Origin of the sequence: Flavobacterium sp. 83 (assembly GCF_000744835.1) — a bacterium.
Lineage (GTDB): Bacteria > Bacteroidota > Bacteroidia > Flavobacteriales > Flavobacteriaceae > Flavobacterium.
The window spans coordinates 2976370-2990471 of sequence record NZ_JQMS01000001.1 but is presented as its reverse complement, the minus strand read 5'-3'; the positions used below and the strand labels follow the sequence as shown (position 1 = coordinate 2990471).

Genomic DNA, 14102 nt, shown 5'->3' with positions numbered 1-14102 from the left:
AAATTAGTTGACATAAGCTCCTTTTAAACAGTTGATAAAATTATTTGCACCTGCAGTATCAACATGATAATGGTATCCTCTAACAGCATCAGTATGCCCTCTACATTCATCTAAATCAGTGGATTCAGCCCCTTTTGTATCTAGTCTCGCAAACAATCCATGTCCATCTATGGCATAACCAATCATGGGTGCATGTCCATCGGTTTGAGCAATTTCTTTCGATTTTCCATTGGCTGCATGATAATGGTAACCCGCACCCAAATTGATATGTCCTCCAGCATCGTCAAATGGCGCTAGTGTATATGCTCCTAAGATGCGGTCAACTGGTGCTGGAGCATCAAATCGAACTCCGTTAAAAGCAATTCCTCTTACACTAGGTCCAGTAGATTGTGGTCCCCCTCCGAATTGTACGGAATTAGTTAGTTTCACTGGACTTACTGGGATATAATAGGTTTGAGTTAAACTAGCAACGTAGGAAGGTAAACACTCCACACAAAAATTTTTGTATTCTACACCTACATTTGGGTTTGCTGCAGCCTGGCAATCTGCTTGGGTTTTGGTTTTAATTACCGTACCAGTACTGCTATCATACATCATCCAGGTAGAGTCCGAAAAAAAAGTAGCTAAATTTTTTATAAATGCGCCATCAACATCATATACTTTTCCGTCTTTTAACCAAATTCCACCAGCAGAGGAATCATCCGAAATATTTGTAGGACACCAAGGTCCCATGGGATGATCTGTAGGGGTACCTTTGCTTACTATTTTATAACAATCCACAGTGGTTCCATTTGAAAGTGTTTTGGAAACTATGGTTATGGGCTCTGATAATCCAGCAGAAAGAAAATTATCCGATTTTACTTTTATAATTGTTCCAACCGAGGTGTCAACTATATTTTCATTGTCTTTGCTGCATCCGAAAGTACCCAAGACTAGTGCCAATAGGACTGCTAATTTCTCGATTTTGAATTTTTTATTTTTCATTTTTAATTATTTTTATTTGTTTTTGTTTTCTAAAGTTTTAATATCGTCTATCATTTGTTGCATTTCTAGTGCTAAAGTACCGTTGTAAATACCTCTTATTCTTTTGTTTTTGTCTACCAAAATAAAATGTTCTGTATGAAGAAATTCGCTGCTGTCTTTGCTAAAACCGATATCTTCCTCGGCAAAATAGGATGTGCGAGCCAATTTATAAATATCATTTTTAGAACCCGTCAGGAAATGCCAATTCGGATTCGTTATTTCATTTCTGGCTTTGTATTTCTTTAAAACATTTGGTGTGTCAATCCAAGGCGTGACCGAATAGGAGAGTAAAACAATATCGGAATGGCTTTTTAAACTATCGTTTACAATTTTTAAGTTGGTAGTCATTTTTGGACAAATGCTGCCACAGGTCGTGAAAATAAAATTGGCAATATGAATTTTGCCTTTAATGTTTTTTTGAGAAATCAAAGTGCTGTCTTGGTCCAAAAAAGAAAAATCGGCAATGGTGTGTTTTATTTTTGATTCCACTTCGGATGTATCGGTAATGAATATTGGTGTAAAATCAGGTTCGTTATAATAGGGCAAACCTATGGCTTCCGCTTTTTTATCCAAACAACTAACTAACAACAAACTACTTAACAACAAAAATACTATCCGATACATTTTTACAATTTTTAGTTCCCAATAAACCATATCTTTTTCCTTTAACAATTACATAGTTGGCTCTGATTTTGCCATTGTCATACCATAATTTTTGACTTCCATCTTCCTGACCGTCTTTGAAATGGGCCAAATGAGTTAATTTTCCATCAAAGGTCCATTCGCTCAATTCGCCTTCATACGCATCATTTTCGGCCATAAATTCAAACCGTTTGTTTCCATTTTCCCAAAAAGCCACTTGTTTTCCATTCTTTTTTCCACCAGCGTATATGCGTACTTCTAGTAGCTTTTTGTTGGGATACCATTTTTTACAAATCCCACTCAATTGACCATTAATAAAACCTTCCGAGGAAATAGTATCTTGATTGGGATACAATTCAAATAGAAAACCCGAATATTTTTCTTTGTTCAAATAGACAACATCATTTAAAACCGTAATTTCTGTGGATGATTTTAGGCTATATGTTTTAGGAGCTTTTGACTCCTTCTTGGAACAAGAACAAACCAAAAGCGCTAAAACATAAATTTTTAAAAATTTCATCTACTGCGAAATAGTTCCGGGCGTTCCGTAAAATCCGTTTCCGTTGAGATAAGGAGCTTCATCGGTAAAATGATAATGATATATGCCATTTGGATAATCAACCGTTGCGTGTGTGTGACCGTGATAAACATCTAAAGCTGCATTGGTAACTACTGTACCGTTCTCTTCCTGTGGGCCATAAACTGGAAAACCATCCAATAAAAAACCCATCAAGCCTGATTTGGTCGATTTTACAGTGGTTAAATACAAAGGCTCTACGTGGTAATGATACACTCCTTGATTTTGCGGATGTCCGTAATACTTGTCGAAAGTGGCAATTTCTCCAGCCAAAACTTGATTGTTAGGTCCCGCATATTGATTGAAAAAAGCAACTCCATTTATGGCAATACCAATTGCTCCCAAAGGAGTAGCAGCGTGAGTTGACGCCACGACAGGATTTAAGGGTGTTTTCAATGTAGCCGTTTGTTCAATTATTGAATTTGGATTTTTAACAAAAGTGTTTCCTCCAAACGTTGTTCCGGAATAAGCCTCATACAAAGCATTTGTTGTTGGATAATAAGCGCTTTTGTGGTCCGGTAAATCTTTTGTTTTGATGTAAATATAGGTTCCGTCACTGGTTATACTGGTCGTTCCGTATATTTTTTTATAAACAGCTGGGACATCTGTTGCTGCTGTTGTTGTGTTTGAGCTATCATTATTGCTACAACTTATGATGCTACCAATAACAATTCCGATAACTACCAAAGCACTGATTTTTAAATTTTTCATACTTGTCTTTTTAAAGTTTTTACAAAAGTATTTCTTGTAATAACTTTTGAAAAATCACTTTCTGTTGAGTTGTAGAAAAATCGTGTTGAGTTGTAAAAAAATCAAATAATAGTTTCTGAATAATATATGTTTTTTTGTTTCTAAATTTTGGAATCCTAAATTAAATTTATTCTTTATATTTGTTGGTTGGAGGATTAATATCCTTTTAAGTTTAAATTAAATTATACTATGCAAAACATTCCTAGTGTTGACTTGCGTGATTTCCTTTCGGACAACCCGAAACGTAAACAAAAATTTGTAAATGAAATCGGAAGTGCATTTGAAGATATTGGCTTCGTAGCACTCAAAGGGCATTTTTTAGACGACCAGTTGGTTGATGAATTGTATGATCAAATCAGAAATTTTTTCGCTTTGCCATTAGAAACAAAGCGCAGTTATGAAATTCCTGGAATTGGAGGACAAAGAGGCTATGTTTCTTTTGGAACAGAGCACGCCAAAGGCAGAAAAGAAGGCGATTTGAAAGAATTTTGGCACTTTGGACAATATGTAGCCGATGATTCAAAATATGCTTCAGAATACCCTGAAAATGTTGAAGTAAAAGAATTACCCCGTTTTAATGTGGTAGGTAAAGAAGCCTATCAAATGCTCGAGAAAACAGGCGTTTATGTCCTGAGAGCTTTGGCTTTGCATCTTGGTTTAGATGAATTTTATTTTGACCAATATGCCAAAGAAGGGAATTCAATCTTAAGACCTATTCATTACCCTCCTATTACTTCTGAGCCAGCCAATGCGATTCGTGCTGCGGCTCATGGTGACATCAACCTAATTACTTTATTGATGGGAGCACAAGGAAGAGGATTACAAGTTCAAAATCATGATGGTGAATGGATTGATGCCATTGCTGAACCCGACGAATTGGTAATTAATGTGGGCGATATGTTATCGCGTCATACTAATAACAAATTGAAATCTACGATTCATCAAGTGGTAAATCCACCGAGAGAATTATGGGGAACTTCACGATATTCTATTCCATTTTTTATGCATCCCGTAAGTGATATGAAATTGGATTGTTTGGAAAATTGCATTGATGCAGAAAATCCAAAAAAATTCGAAGATATTACTGCAGGAGCTTATTTATACGAACGTTTAGTAGATTTGGGACTTATTAAATAATAAAACTTAAATTTATAGTTCAAGAAAGACATCGAGTTTGCTTGATGTCTTTTGTTTTTTTACCATTAAGAAATTAAGATACATTAAGAATAGTAAAAACTTAATTTTCTTAACTTCTTAATGGTTTAATAAATCAATTAATTTTAAAAAAAATGGACTTAAAAGACCAATTAAAAAACCTTTTTCCAGATCATGAACCATCGCCGGAAGAAGCTATTGAAGAAGTAGCACACGAATTATACGTTCAAAAAGAACCTATGATTTGCAAATTCGAAAAACGAAAAGGAAAAGCTACCACTATAATTGAAGGTTACGAAGGAACAGACGAGGATTTTAAAATTCTGGCCAAAGAAATCAAAACCAAATTGAGTGTTGGCGGCACTTTCAAAGATGATTCTATCATTATTCAAGGTGATTATCGCGATAAAATAATGACTATTTTAAAAGAAAAAGGATTTAAAGTAAAACGTGTTGGAGGCTAGAAAACGTTGTTATTTGAGAAACTTTAAACCTTAAATTATATACGAAAAACAATGATACAATCATCAGAGTTAATATTAAATCCGGATGGTAGTGTATATCATCTGAATTTAAAACCGGAACATATTGCGCATGATATCATCTTTGTAGGGGATCAAAATCGCGTCGAAAAAATTACACAGTTTTTTGACAACATCGAATTTTCTGCTCAAAAAAGAGAATTCAAAACCCAAACCGGAATTTTCAAAGGCAAAAGAATTACTGTGATGTCAACGGGAATTGGTCCAGATAATATTGATATTGTCATGAACGAATTGGATGCTTTGGTCAATATTGATTTGAAAACCAGAAAACCAAAAGAGAATCTAACTTCTTTAAACATCATCCGAATTGGAACTTCGGGTTCTTTACAAGCGGATATTCCAGTGGATAGTTTTGTCATGTCTAAATTTGGATTAGGCTTGGACAACATGCTCCGCTCCTATTTGATTGACGAAGTTTCAAATCTTGAAATGGAAGAAGCTTTTGTAAAACACACCAATTGGGATTTACGAAAAGGAAAACCTTATGTAATAGCTTGTTCCGAAAAATTGGAAAAAATGATTGAAAGCAACAAAATACATAAAGGAATTACAGCAACTGCCGGAGGTTTTTATGGTCCGCAAGGACGTGTGCTGCGTCTAAATATTCAAGATGAAGCACTGAATTCTAAAATGGATAATTTTAAATTTGGTGACAACCAAATCACCAATTTAGAAATGGAAACTGCTGCTATTTATGGACTTTCGGCTCTTTTAGGGCATCAGGCGCTGTCGCTGAATGCCATTATTGCCAATCGTGCCAATGGAACTTTCAGCAGTGATCCTTATAAAGCCGTAGATAAATTGATTACATATACGTTAGAGAAATTGGCTAAAAATTAATGCAGTATATGGAATTACAAGTTGAAAAAACAGAAGCACTTTTATTAAGTGCATGTAGGTATTTTAATAGCGTGAGTGACGTCGTTATAAAATTTAAACCTTCTGAAAACAAATGGTCTAAAAAAGAAATTCTAGGCCATTTAATTGATTCAGCAATAAATAATTTAGTACGCTTTACCGAAATAAATTATGTAGAAAAGCCTTATCACCACAGACCCTATAGTCAAATTGATTTAGTTAATTTAAATCAATATCAAACAATGGATACCGACGAATTAGTACAGCTTTGGCTTTCGCTAAATAAGCAAATCATTAGAGTTTTTAAAAATATTGATGATAAAGCACTTGATTATCAAATTATTTTGAGTGATCAATCTGTAATTGATTTGAAGTTTTTAATGACTGATTATGTTCAACATTTAGAATACCATATTAATCAAATTTTAAATTAAGATTAAATGATTTCTACCTTGCTTTGTTCATCCGACAATCTCACTCAACAAATTCAAAATTCAGAAATTGATTCTTAGGAAGATTTATTGATTTATGTCAAAAATATTCCCTAGGGACGAAATGCTAATCGAGAAGATTTGTCGTTGGTTTTAAAAGAAAACAAAGGAATATGCAGGTTCAAAAACGCATTCCTAAAAGAAGTGGCTAATCTAAATTCGATTCCAAACGTAAAACTCATTATTGGAATCCATAATATGAACGAAATCAATACTAAAATTGGAACCATACTAAATAATAACATTGATTTCATCTCAGAAGCCCATTGCTATTTAAAAATTGATGACGTTCGTATAGATTGCACAAATCCAAAATCGAAAAGGATTTATTGGAAGAAATTGAAATTGAACCCTACCAAGTTGGAGAGTTCAAAATCAAATTTCATAAAAATTTTATAAAAAAGTGGTTGTCGGACTCAAATGCTACTATAGGTTTTGAACAATTGCGGGCTTTCAGAGAAGAATACATTACATATTTATCTCAAGGATATCTATAAAATAACTTTTCTTGTGTTTTTTAAAAGTATAAGTCTATTATTAAAAATACTGAACAATTAGAAAGTAAATCGGCATTCCTATAGTGATGTTTACCGGAAATGTTACCGCAAGTGCCATGGGCAAATACAGACCGGGATTTGACTTGGGAACCGAAATTTGCATTGCTGCGGGAACGGCGATATAGGAAGCACTTGCTGCTAGTACGGCAAAGATGAATCGGTTGGTGACATCATCGGTGACAAAGGAACTTAATACGGCGAACATACAGCCGTTGACCAAAGGAATAATCATTGCGAAAAGGAAAGGAAACCATCCGAAAGAGAAGAAGGATTTTAGTTTTCTACCACTTGTTACTCCCATATCCAGAAGAAAAATAGCTAAGAATCCTTTGAAAAGGTCGTTAGTAAAGGGCTTGATTCCCTCAGCCTGTTTAGTACTGGCCAAAAAACCGATTACCAAACTACCAAGGATTAGCAATACACTGCTATTGGTCAAAGAGTGTTTTAGGACAGCACTGAATTTTATTTTATTAGTAGACTGATCTTTATTGAATATCGATATCAGGACCAGTCCAATGATAATGGCAGGCGATTCCATCAAAGCCATTATGGCTACCATGTGTCCGTGAAGGGTCAATTGCAGTGATTCGAGATAGGAAACCGCCGTGACAAAGGTTACGGCACTTACAGAGCCGTAGGCTGCCGCAATGGCTCCAGCATCATAAACACTGAGTTTTCTTTTTAGGATGAAAAAGGTGTACAATGGTATTAGCATCGAAATCATGATTCCAAAGAGCATAGACAAGGCAATTTCACTAGAGAATTCTTCATGCGACAACTCTTGTCCTCCCTTAAACCCAATGGCAAACAGCAAGTAAAGTGATATGAATTTTGACGTATTGGGTGGTATTTCCAAATCACTTTTTAGAAGTACGGCAATCACGCCAAGTACAAAAAAAAGCAGTGCTGGATTGGTTAGGTTCTCTAGTAATAGATTTAAGTTCATGATTTTTGTGTTAATTTATTATTTAGTTATTGCTATCGATTTAAAATATAGTTATTCTACAAAATCCAACTCACCAGTTCTGAGTGTGTAAAAGGCTCCCACAATTTTTATTTCCCCTTTACTTTCCATTGTTTTTAATATTTCACTTTTGGCTCTTATCTCACTAATGGTATGACGTACATTGTTGTAAGCAACTTCTTTGACAAAGAATTCATTTTTGGATGATTTTTCGCCGTGAAAATCTTTACTCATCTCAACTGCTGGCTTTATGTTTGTGAGCATTGAGGTAATATTTCCTAACTTCACATCATCTATTGCGCTTTTTACCGCTCCACAGTGTTGATGACCCATTACCAATATTAGTTTTGCCCCAGCTACTTTACAAGCAAATTCCATACTCCCCAAAAGGTCCGTGTTTGCAAAATTACCCGCTACCCTGCCCACAAATACGTCTCCAATTCCCTGGTCAAAGACATCTTCCACGGGCACTCTGCTATCCAGACAACTTAAAACCATCGCCTTTGGGTATTGACCTCCCGTTGCAATTTTTCTAATTTCGTCAGAATGCTCACGTTGCGTTACATTACCGCTTTTAAAGCGTTGGTTGCCTTCTTTGAATTCAAGTAAAACCTGATCGGGAGATAATTGATCCTGTTCTGCTTTAGTCAGCACATGTTGATGTTTGTAGGGTGCTGTAAAAGATTTATTGTCATCATTTGAAATCTTGCTTGAATTCGATTTACATGATGGAAACAATTGTAGTAATAAAACTAAGGTTGCAACTTGTAACATTTTCATAATTTGTTTGATTTAAAATTTGCCATTGCAAATGTGCTAACTAAAATTGATAAATTTTCATTTATATATTTGATGTAAAACATAATGTTTTTTTATGAATAATAAATTAACCAATTCTTGATTACTACAATATTTCATGAATACATTAGTATTAAATAAGCACATAGAAAATGAATTGGGCAACACTAATTGTATATGTTGTTTAAAGTGCTAAATGGCTATTTAGTAAATTGAAATCTTCGAAAAAGAGCTTATCGTTTTGGAATAATTTTATAGGAAGTATAAATTATACTTAAAAAATACCATCAAAATTTAGTTTTTCGGCGTATTTCAAAACTGTATTTTGGTCTATAGAAGACTCATTTTCAACCCTGAATATAATTGGCAAATTAGAATATTGCATGACAAACGCTTCTGTTTCGGGAGTGGATTCCCCATTAATAACAATTCCGATAATTGTAATATTTCTACGTTTTAATTCCTGGATGGTAAGCAAAGTATGGTTTATACTTCCTAAATAATTTTGCGATACCAATAATACACTAGCATTGAGATGTTGAATTAAATCGGCTATCAAAATCTCGTTATTTAAAGGTACCATTAGCCCTCCTGCTCCTTCAATTACCAGATGATTTTCTGTCTCAGGAAGTATGAAATCTTCCAGTTTAATTGCGACTCCATCTCTTTTGGCAGCGGCATGGGGAGACAAGGGTTGCGACAATCTATACTTTTCGGGATGAAAAACAGATTTGTTGTTAGAAATCAGTGTTTTAACCTTCATTGTATCCGAATCCATCAAATCGCCAGATTGAATTGGTTTCCAATAATCTGCATTTAAATATTCGGTCACAATTGCAGATACTACTGTTTTTCCAATGTTTGTTCCAATTCCTGTAATAAATATTCTTTTCATTCTATCTGTATTTTTCAAATTTCAATCTTTTTCCATAGCTACTTTCATTAAAAACACCGTTATCGAAAACAAGTTTCCCATTAACAAATGTCTTTAGAATACTGCTTTGAAACGATTGATTTTCGAATGGAGACCACTTGCATTTATAAAGAATGTTTTTGGTACTTACGACCCAAAGATTATTCAAATCAACCAAAATCAAATCAGCATAATACCCTTCTCGTATATAGCCACGCTCTTTTAAACGATAAATTTCGGCTACATTGTGGCACATTTTTTCGACTATTTTTTCTAAACTAATTTTGTCTTTGTGGTATAATTCTAACATGACAGGTAAAGCATGCTGCACTAACGGACCACCTGATAAAGCTTCAAAATAATTGCCACCTTTTTCCACAATCGTATGGGGAGCATGGTCTGTTGCAATGATGTCTAGTTTGTTATTCAATAAAGCTTCCAATAATCCGTCTTTATCTTTTTCAGTTTTTACGGATGGATTCCATTTTATTTTCGATCCTAACTTTTCATAATCTGCATCCGAAAACCAAAGGTGATGGATGCATGCTTCTGCAGTTACTCTCTTGTCTCGGAGCGGTATTGTATTGTCAAACAAATTTGCTTCTTCGAGGGTAGAAATATGGTATATATGCACGCGATTGTTGTGTTTTTTTGCAATTTCCAGAACTCGTTTTGTCGCTACCACACAGGCTTCTTCACTTCTTATTAGTGGGTGGTATCTGAATGGAATATCTTGACCGTAGATAGAACGGTATTTTTGAGTGTTATTCTTAATGATTGAGTCGTCTTCGCTGTGCAGGGCAATCAAGGTATTGGTTCTGGAAAACAACTCTTCGAGAAAATCAGGATAGTTTGCTAAAATCCCATCATCGTTGTTAAAATATAGCCCATCATCGGTTATACCGCAAACATTTTCGGTATCCGTTTTTAAAGCTTCTTCGAGATTGTCCTTGTTTATTCCCATGAAAAAGGAATAATTCGCTAATGAAGTTCCGGATGCAATTGCATATTTTTCTTCTAATAATTTTTGGGTCAGCGTGTTCGGAATTGTATTAGGCATGTCCATAAATGACGTAATTCCTCCTGCAACTGCTGATTTTGATTCAGAATAGATTGTCGCTTTGTGTGTCAGACCCGGATCACGAAAATGTACTTGGTCATCAATAATCCCAGGCATCAAGTAAAGGCCTTCGGCATTAATTTCGTCATAATTTGTATTTGACGGCAGGGCAATTTGAGCGTCTATTTTTTCGATCCTATCTTTATTCAACAAAACATCGGCAATAATTATTCTCCCCTCATTTACTATTGATGCGTTTCGGATGATTGTTTTCATTCTTTATTTTTTTATGGCTCTTTCCAATCGGTCATTTATAGATTTTCCAAGTCCTTTGTTGGGAAATCGCTCTGCAATGATTACGTCCAAGTTGTTTTTGTCTAAACGGTGCATTGTGGCGTATAAATTCTTTGCGGCTTCGGCTAGATCTCCTTTTTTGGAGAGCACTTCTTGAAGTATATTTTCGGTAGCTGTAATTTTATCCTTGAACAACAGCAATCCAATTTTTTTACCAGAGAATGATGGTATCAACTCGGCTACATTATCGGTAAGATAGGTATTGGTCTTTGGAGCGTAATGGCGCGAAAGCATTCCTGGAGCATCTGGTGAGCAGTCCTTGCTAGTTGTAATTAGGACCTTTCCAACGATTCGTTCTATATTTTCTACTGAAATTGAACCGTGCCGGTAAAGAATTGGTTGGTTATTTTCGAAACCAATGATTGTAGATTCTATTCCGTTTTGGCATGCTCCCCCATCCAATATAATTTCCAAATTCTCTTTGAAATAGTTTGAAACGTGCGTGGCAGTTGTAGGACTGATACAACCGAAAGGATTGGCACTTGGTGCTGCCAGCGGGAATTCAAGTTTCTCCAAAAGTGCTAAAGCCACTGGGTGATTTGGCACTCTTACAGCAACAGTCTCTTTGCCAGCAGTGACGATGTCTGGGATGTGGGGTTGTTTTTTCAAAACCAACGTTAAGGATCCCGGCCAAAACTCGTCGGCAAGCTTACGGGCCATATCTGGAATATCAGTGGCAACCTTGTCTAAAAATTCGGTAGACTTGATATGTACAATTAATGGGTTGTAAAAGGGTCTCTTTTTTAATTCGAATATTTTTTTCACTGCATTTTCGCTATAGGCATTTCCAGCCAAACCATAAACGGTTTCGGTGGGAATAGCTATTATCTCATCATTTATCAAAGCCTGCGCGGCTTTGGTTATATTAGTTGTTGTCACGGAGTCTTTTTAAGGATTACAATTATCACAGTACGTAGGGTCTTCAGATTCTTTTTGGTTGGGATACAATTCTTCTTTTACATAAGAACATTTTTGGCAGGTATAGATGTGACTTAAAGTGGAACGGGTTGGGAAACGACACCATTCACAAGGAAGACCTCGTTTGGCATCCGTAACCCCAAAACCGGGGGTATTGCAATTAGGACAACTGGAATTAATTTTATCGGCCAATTTTATAGCAGCGCTTTCAATAACCTTCATACGTGAAGGATTGTACATTGCCCGCATATCGGTTTCAATATAAACAGATCCGTATAACTCGATGAAATGATTGTACAACTCAACTAATTTCCCCCAATCGCTGATGCCTTTTTCAATTTCGATAAAATCATCGATGGATTTCCTTGCAATCAAGGCGTGTGAAGGGAATTTTGCCGTTTTGGCAAATTCATCCAACTCTTGTTTGCTATGTATTACAGCACCACTAAAATTGGTATCCAGACTTAACTCTCTGGTAACGATTTCCAAATTATTTTTTTTATCGATAAAGAATAAAAACTCATCATCGGCATGAGCAAAGAAAATGGATGGATGAGAACCAAAAGAACCTTCGCTTGCTATGGCCATGTCACAATTGGTCAACTCCATAGCCATAAGGCATTTTTTCTTGGCGGTTGTTATTGGATCCTCTTTCCTTTCAATTTCTCCGGTAAAGGTTCCGAGTTCATCGGTATCAAGATTTGGAACTACAAAGCATTTCACACCTAATTCCTTTGCTATAATTGGAGCAATTACTTTTTCTTTTTCATGTTTAGTTGCAATTAGCAATTTTCTCCCTTTAAACATTTCATTCATCCGTTTTAGAAAAATGAATGTTAACGGTTGATGTTATGACTATGTTCAGGTTTTGTGTTGTTGCTTCATTTACTATTCTGGAGATTACTTCAACACTTTCTTTTAGTTCGGGTATTCTTCTTGTTGCGGTTTCGTCTTCCTTTCCGTAACGCTCGTGTGAGCTGAAGTTCTTGTTTTGATGGAAATTGATTTTGTTGATGAATAAATTCATCAATAGTTCCTTTGCCTCAGTTGGTGAAAAATTACCGTTTATAAGTATAATTTTCTCAGTTGTTTTCATCTATAATAATTTTATGATTAGAAATTTGAAGAAATTTTAGTCCTGATACTATTGAAATTGCAAGAAACAATTTTTGAAATATAACGTCTCCTGTCATTAAAGCGGTTATAAAAAAAAGAACCATCAATATTGCGCTTGCAAAAAATTTAATGTCGACTGTTTTCATTTGATACTATTTAGTTTAAATTATTTCATGTTGATTTTTGCACGATCCATCTTTTGTATTTTTACTTTTCGAGATGAACATTTTAAAAGAAAGTAATGCTTTCCTACTTTTTATATTTTTCTTAATAATTTTATATTTAACAGCACAAAACTCCGAATTCAAATCCATAAATTTTTATTTATATTTGTAATGTAATGTATTAGATTAATTTATGAATTATACTTTAAATCAACTTCAGATATTTCTGAAAATAGTAAAAACACAAAGCGTGACAAAGGCTTCGGAGGAGTTGCATCTAACCCAGCCCGCGGTATCTATCCAGTTAAAGAATTTTCAGGAACAGTTTGATATTCCTTTGACAGAGGTTGTTGGGAGGAAAATTTACATCACCGATTTTGGACATGAAATTGCTGAGGCAGCCGAGAATATCATAAATCAAGTGCATGCTATCAACTATAAAACTTTAGCCTACAAAGGACGAATGGCCGGGAAATTGAAAATTTCGATTGTTTCGACAGGAAAATATGTCATGCCCTATTTTCTAGCCGATTTCATGAAAGAACATTCGGGGATCGAGTTGCTGATGGATGTAACAAATAAAAGCAGGGTTATAGAGAGTTTAGAAAACAACGAAGTCGATTTTGCGCTGGTTTCCATTTTGCCCTCCAAACTCAATGTAGAAAAATTAGACCTGCTTCAAAACAAACTGTATTTAGTAGGTAATACCGACATCATTTTCGAAAAGAGGGACAAGGAAGAAAGTCTTTTCGAAAATTTGCCTTTAATTTTTAGAGAAAAAGGTTCTGGAACAAGACAAATCATGGTAAGTTTCTTTGAAAGAAATGCCATTTCGGTAATGAATAAAATGGAACTCACTTCAAATGAAGCCGTAAAACAAGCATTAATAGCTGGTTTGGGCTATTCGATTATGCCTTTAATTGGTATAAAAAACGAATTGCGCAACAATGAACTGCAAATAATTCCAGTTAAAGGATTACCTATTACAACCAACTGGAGTTTAATATGGCTTAAAGGGAAAAAGCACTCACCTATTGCAAAAGCTATTTTAAACTATATAGAGAAAGAAAAATCAAATATCGTCCAAGATAAATTCGATTGGTATGAGAAATATTAATGAGTATTTTTTGCATTATTGATTACTTTTAAGCTTTGAGTATTAAGATTTTTTTTAAAATAATGAGATTCTATTTTTTAAAACTACATTTGCTTTTATA

General features: G+C 34.9%; 17 protein-coding genes. 6 read left to right on the top strand and 11 right to left on the bottom strand.

Annotated elements, in window-relative coordinates; all coding sequences use genetic code 11:
• Nucleotides 1-3 precede the first annotated feature (3 nt).
• From T410_RS13065 to T410_RS13050, 4 genes are read right to left on the bottom strand one after another with little or no spacing between them, the layout of a single operon-like run.
• Complete coding sequence (locus tag T410_RS13065; protein WP_035672473.1) at nt 4-984, bottom strand: YHYH protein; 981 nt, start codon at nt 982-984, stop codon at nt 4-6.
• A 12-nt stretch (nt 985-996) separates the two neighbouring features.
• Nucleotides 997-1647 carry an SCO family protein gene (locus T410_RS13060; RefSeq protein ID WP_035672471.1) on the bottom strand — a complete coding sequence of 217 codons (651 nt, stop codon included), beginning with the start codon at nt 1645-1647 and terminating at the stop codon, nt 997-999.
• Nucleotides 1616-2185 carry a toxin-antitoxin system YwqK family antitoxin gene (locus tag T410_RS13055; protein ID WP_035672469.1) on the bottom strand — a complete coding sequence of 190 codons (570 nt, stop codon included), beginning with the start codon at nt 2183-2185 and terminating at the stop codon, nt 1616-1618. The genes T410_RS13060 and T410_RS13055 overlap by 32 nt, the downstream gene beginning before the upstream one ends.
• The gene (locus T410_RS13050; RefSeq protein ID WP_035672465.1) at nt 2186-2953 is read right to left on the bottom strand and encodes a YHYH protein; all 768 of its coding nucleotides are present in this window, start codon (nt 2951-2953) and stop codon (nt 2186-2188) included.
• Nucleotides 2954-3181: 228 nt separating this feature from the next.
• Here T410_RS13050 and T410_RS13045 point away from each other — a divergent pair, with 228 nt between their 5' ends.
• The 5 genes from T410_RS13045 (at nt 3182) to T410_RS17255 (ending at nt 6538) form a co-directional block, all read left to right on the top strand.
• On the top strand, nt 3182-4129 hold the full coding sequence (locus T410_RS13045) for an isopenicillin N synthase family oxygenase (protein WP_035672463.1): 948 nt from the start codon (nt 3182-3184) through the stop codon (nt 4127-4129).
• A gap of 152 nt (nt 4130-4281) precedes the next feature.
• Nucleotides 4282-4611 (top strand): translation initiation factor, encoded by a 330-nt coding sequence (locus T410_RS13040; protein WP_035672460.1) that lies wholly within the window; start codon nt 4282-4284, stop codon nt 4609-4611.
• A 51-nt stretch (nt 4612-4662) separates the two neighbouring features.
• Nucleotides 4663-5532, top strand: coding sequence for a nucleoside phosphorylase (locus T410_RS13035; protein ID WP_035672458.1), 870 nt, complete (start codon nt 4663-4665; stop codon nt 5530-5532).
• An 8-nt stretch (nt 5533-5540) separates the two neighbouring features.
• Nucleotides 5541-5984 (top strand): DinB family protein, encoded by a 444-nt coding sequence (locus tag T410_RS13030; RefSeq protein WP_035674545.1) that lies wholly within the window; start codon nt 5541-5543, stop codon nt 5982-5984.
• A gap of 356 nt (nt 5985-6340) precedes the next feature.
• Nucleotides 6341-6538, top strand: coding sequence for a hypothetical protein (locus tag T410_RS17255; protein WP_051929419.1), 198 nt, complete (start codon nt 6341-6343; stop codon nt 6536-6538).
• Between the two features lie 40 nt (nt 6539-6578).
• On the opposite strand, the gene T410_RS13020 is transcribed toward T410_RS17255, so the two are convergent.
• From T410_RS13020 to T410_RS12990, 7 genes are all read right to left on the bottom strand, one after another.
• Nucleotides 6579-7544, bottom strand: coding sequence for a sodium-dependent bicarbonate transport family permease (locus tag T410_RS13020; protein WP_035672456.1), 966 nt, complete (start codon nt 7542-7544; stop codon nt 6579-6581).
• 51 nt (nt 7545-7595) lie between these two features.
• Entirely contained in the window at nt 7596-8342 is a 747-nt protein-coding gene (locus T410_RS13015) for a carbonic anhydrase family protein (RefSeq protein ID WP_035672454.1), read from the bottom strand.
• Nucleotides 8343-8634: 292 nt separating this feature from the next.
• Entirely contained in the window at nt 8635-9255 is a 621-nt protein-coding gene (gene bioD / locus T410_RS13010; RefSeq protein ID WP_035672451.1) for a dethiobiotin synthase, read from the bottom strand.
• Between the two features lies 1 nt (nt 9256).
• Complete coding sequence (locus T410_RS13005) at nt 9257-10609, bottom strand: dihydroorotase (RefSeq protein ID WP_035672448.1); 1353 nt, start codon at nt 10607-10609, stop codon at nt 9257-9259.
• Nucleotides 10610-10612: 3 nt separating this feature from the next.
• Nucleotides 10613-11566: an L-threonylcarbamoyladenylate synthase gene (locus T410_RS13000; protein ID WP_035672445.1), complete on the bottom strand. Its 954-nt coding sequence runs from the start codon at nt 11564-11566 to the stop codon at nt 10613-10615.
• A 9-nt stretch (nt 11567-11575) separates the two neighbouring features.
• Entirely contained in the window at nt 11576-12412 is an 837-nt protein-coding gene (locus T410_RS12995; protein WP_035674542.1) for a DUF6671 family protein, read from the bottom strand.
• Between the two features lies 1 nt (nt 12413).
• Nucleotides 12414-12701 carry a hypothetical protein gene (locus tag T410_RS12990; protein ID WP_035672442.1) on the bottom strand — a complete coding sequence of 96 codons (288 nt, stop codon included), beginning with the start codon at nt 12699-12701 and terminating at the stop codon, nt 12414-12416.
• A gap of 377 nt (nt 12702-13078) precedes the next feature.
• Here T410_RS12990 and T410_RS12980 point away from each other — a divergent pair, with 377 nt between their 5' ends.
• Nucleotides 13079-14002, top strand: coding sequence for a LysR family transcriptional regulator (locus T410_RS12980; protein WP_035672438.1), 924 nt, complete (start codon nt 13079-13081; stop codon nt 14000-14002).
• Nucleotides 14003-14102 lie beyond the last annotated feature (100 nt).

Coding starts and splice junctions, on each gene's coding strand:
- T410_RS13060 (WP_035672471.1), bottom strand. CDS start 1,647: ATGTATCGGATAGTATTTTTGTTGTTAAGTAGTTTGTTGTTAGTTAGT.
- T410_RS13055 (WP_035672469.1), bottom strand. CDS start 2,185: ATGAAATTTTTAAAAATTTATGTTTTAGCGCTTTTGGTTTGTTCTTGT.
- T410_RS13045 (WP_035672463.1), top strand. CDS start 3,182: ATGCAAAACATTCCTAGTGTTGACTTGCGTGATTTCCTTTCGGACAAC.
- T410_RS12995 (WP_035674542.1), bottom strand. CDS start 12,412: ATGTTTAAAGGGAGAAAATTGCTAATTGCAACTAAACATGAAAAAGAA.
- T410_RS12990 (WP_035672442.1), bottom strand. CDS start 12,701: ATGAAAACAACTGAGAAAATTATACTTATAAACGGTAATTTTTCACCA.
- T410_RS13005 (WP_035672448.1), bottom strand. CDS start 10,609: ATGAAAACAATCATCCGAAACGCATCAATAGTAAATGAGGGGAGAATA.
- T410_RS13030 (WP_035674545.1), top strand. CDS start 5,541: ATGGAATTACAAGTTGAAAAAACAGAAGCACTTTTATTAAGTGCATGT.
- bioD (WP_035672451.1), bottom strand. CDS start 9,255: ATGAAAAGAATATTTATTACAGGAATTGGAACAAACATTGGAAAAACA.
- T410_RS13035 (WP_035672458.1), top strand. CDS start 4,663: ATGATACAATCATCAGAGTTAATATTAAATCCGGATGGTAGTGTATAT.
- T410_RS12980 (WP_035672438.1), top strand. CDS start 13,079: ATGAATTATACTTTAAATCAACTTCAGATATTTCTGAAAATAGTAAAA.
- T410_RS13040 (WP_035672460.1), top strand. CDS start 4,282: ATGGACTTAAAAGACCAATTAAAAAACCTTTTTCCAGATCATGAACCA.
- T410_RS13020 (WP_035672456.1), bottom strand. CDS start 7,544: ATGAACTTAAATCTATTACTAGAGAACCTAACCAATCCAGCACTGCTT.
- T410_RS13065 (WP_035672473.1), bottom strand. CDS start 984: ATGAAAAATAAAAAATTCAAAATCGAGAAATTAGCAGTCCTATTGGCA.
- T410_RS13015 (WP_035672454.1), bottom strand. CDS start 8,342: ATGAAAATGTTACAAGTTGCAACCTTAGTTTTATTACTACAATTGTTT.
- T410_RS13050 (WP_035672465.1), bottom strand. CDS start 2,953: ATGAAAAATTTAAAAATCAGTGCTTTGGTAGTTATCGGAATTGTTATT.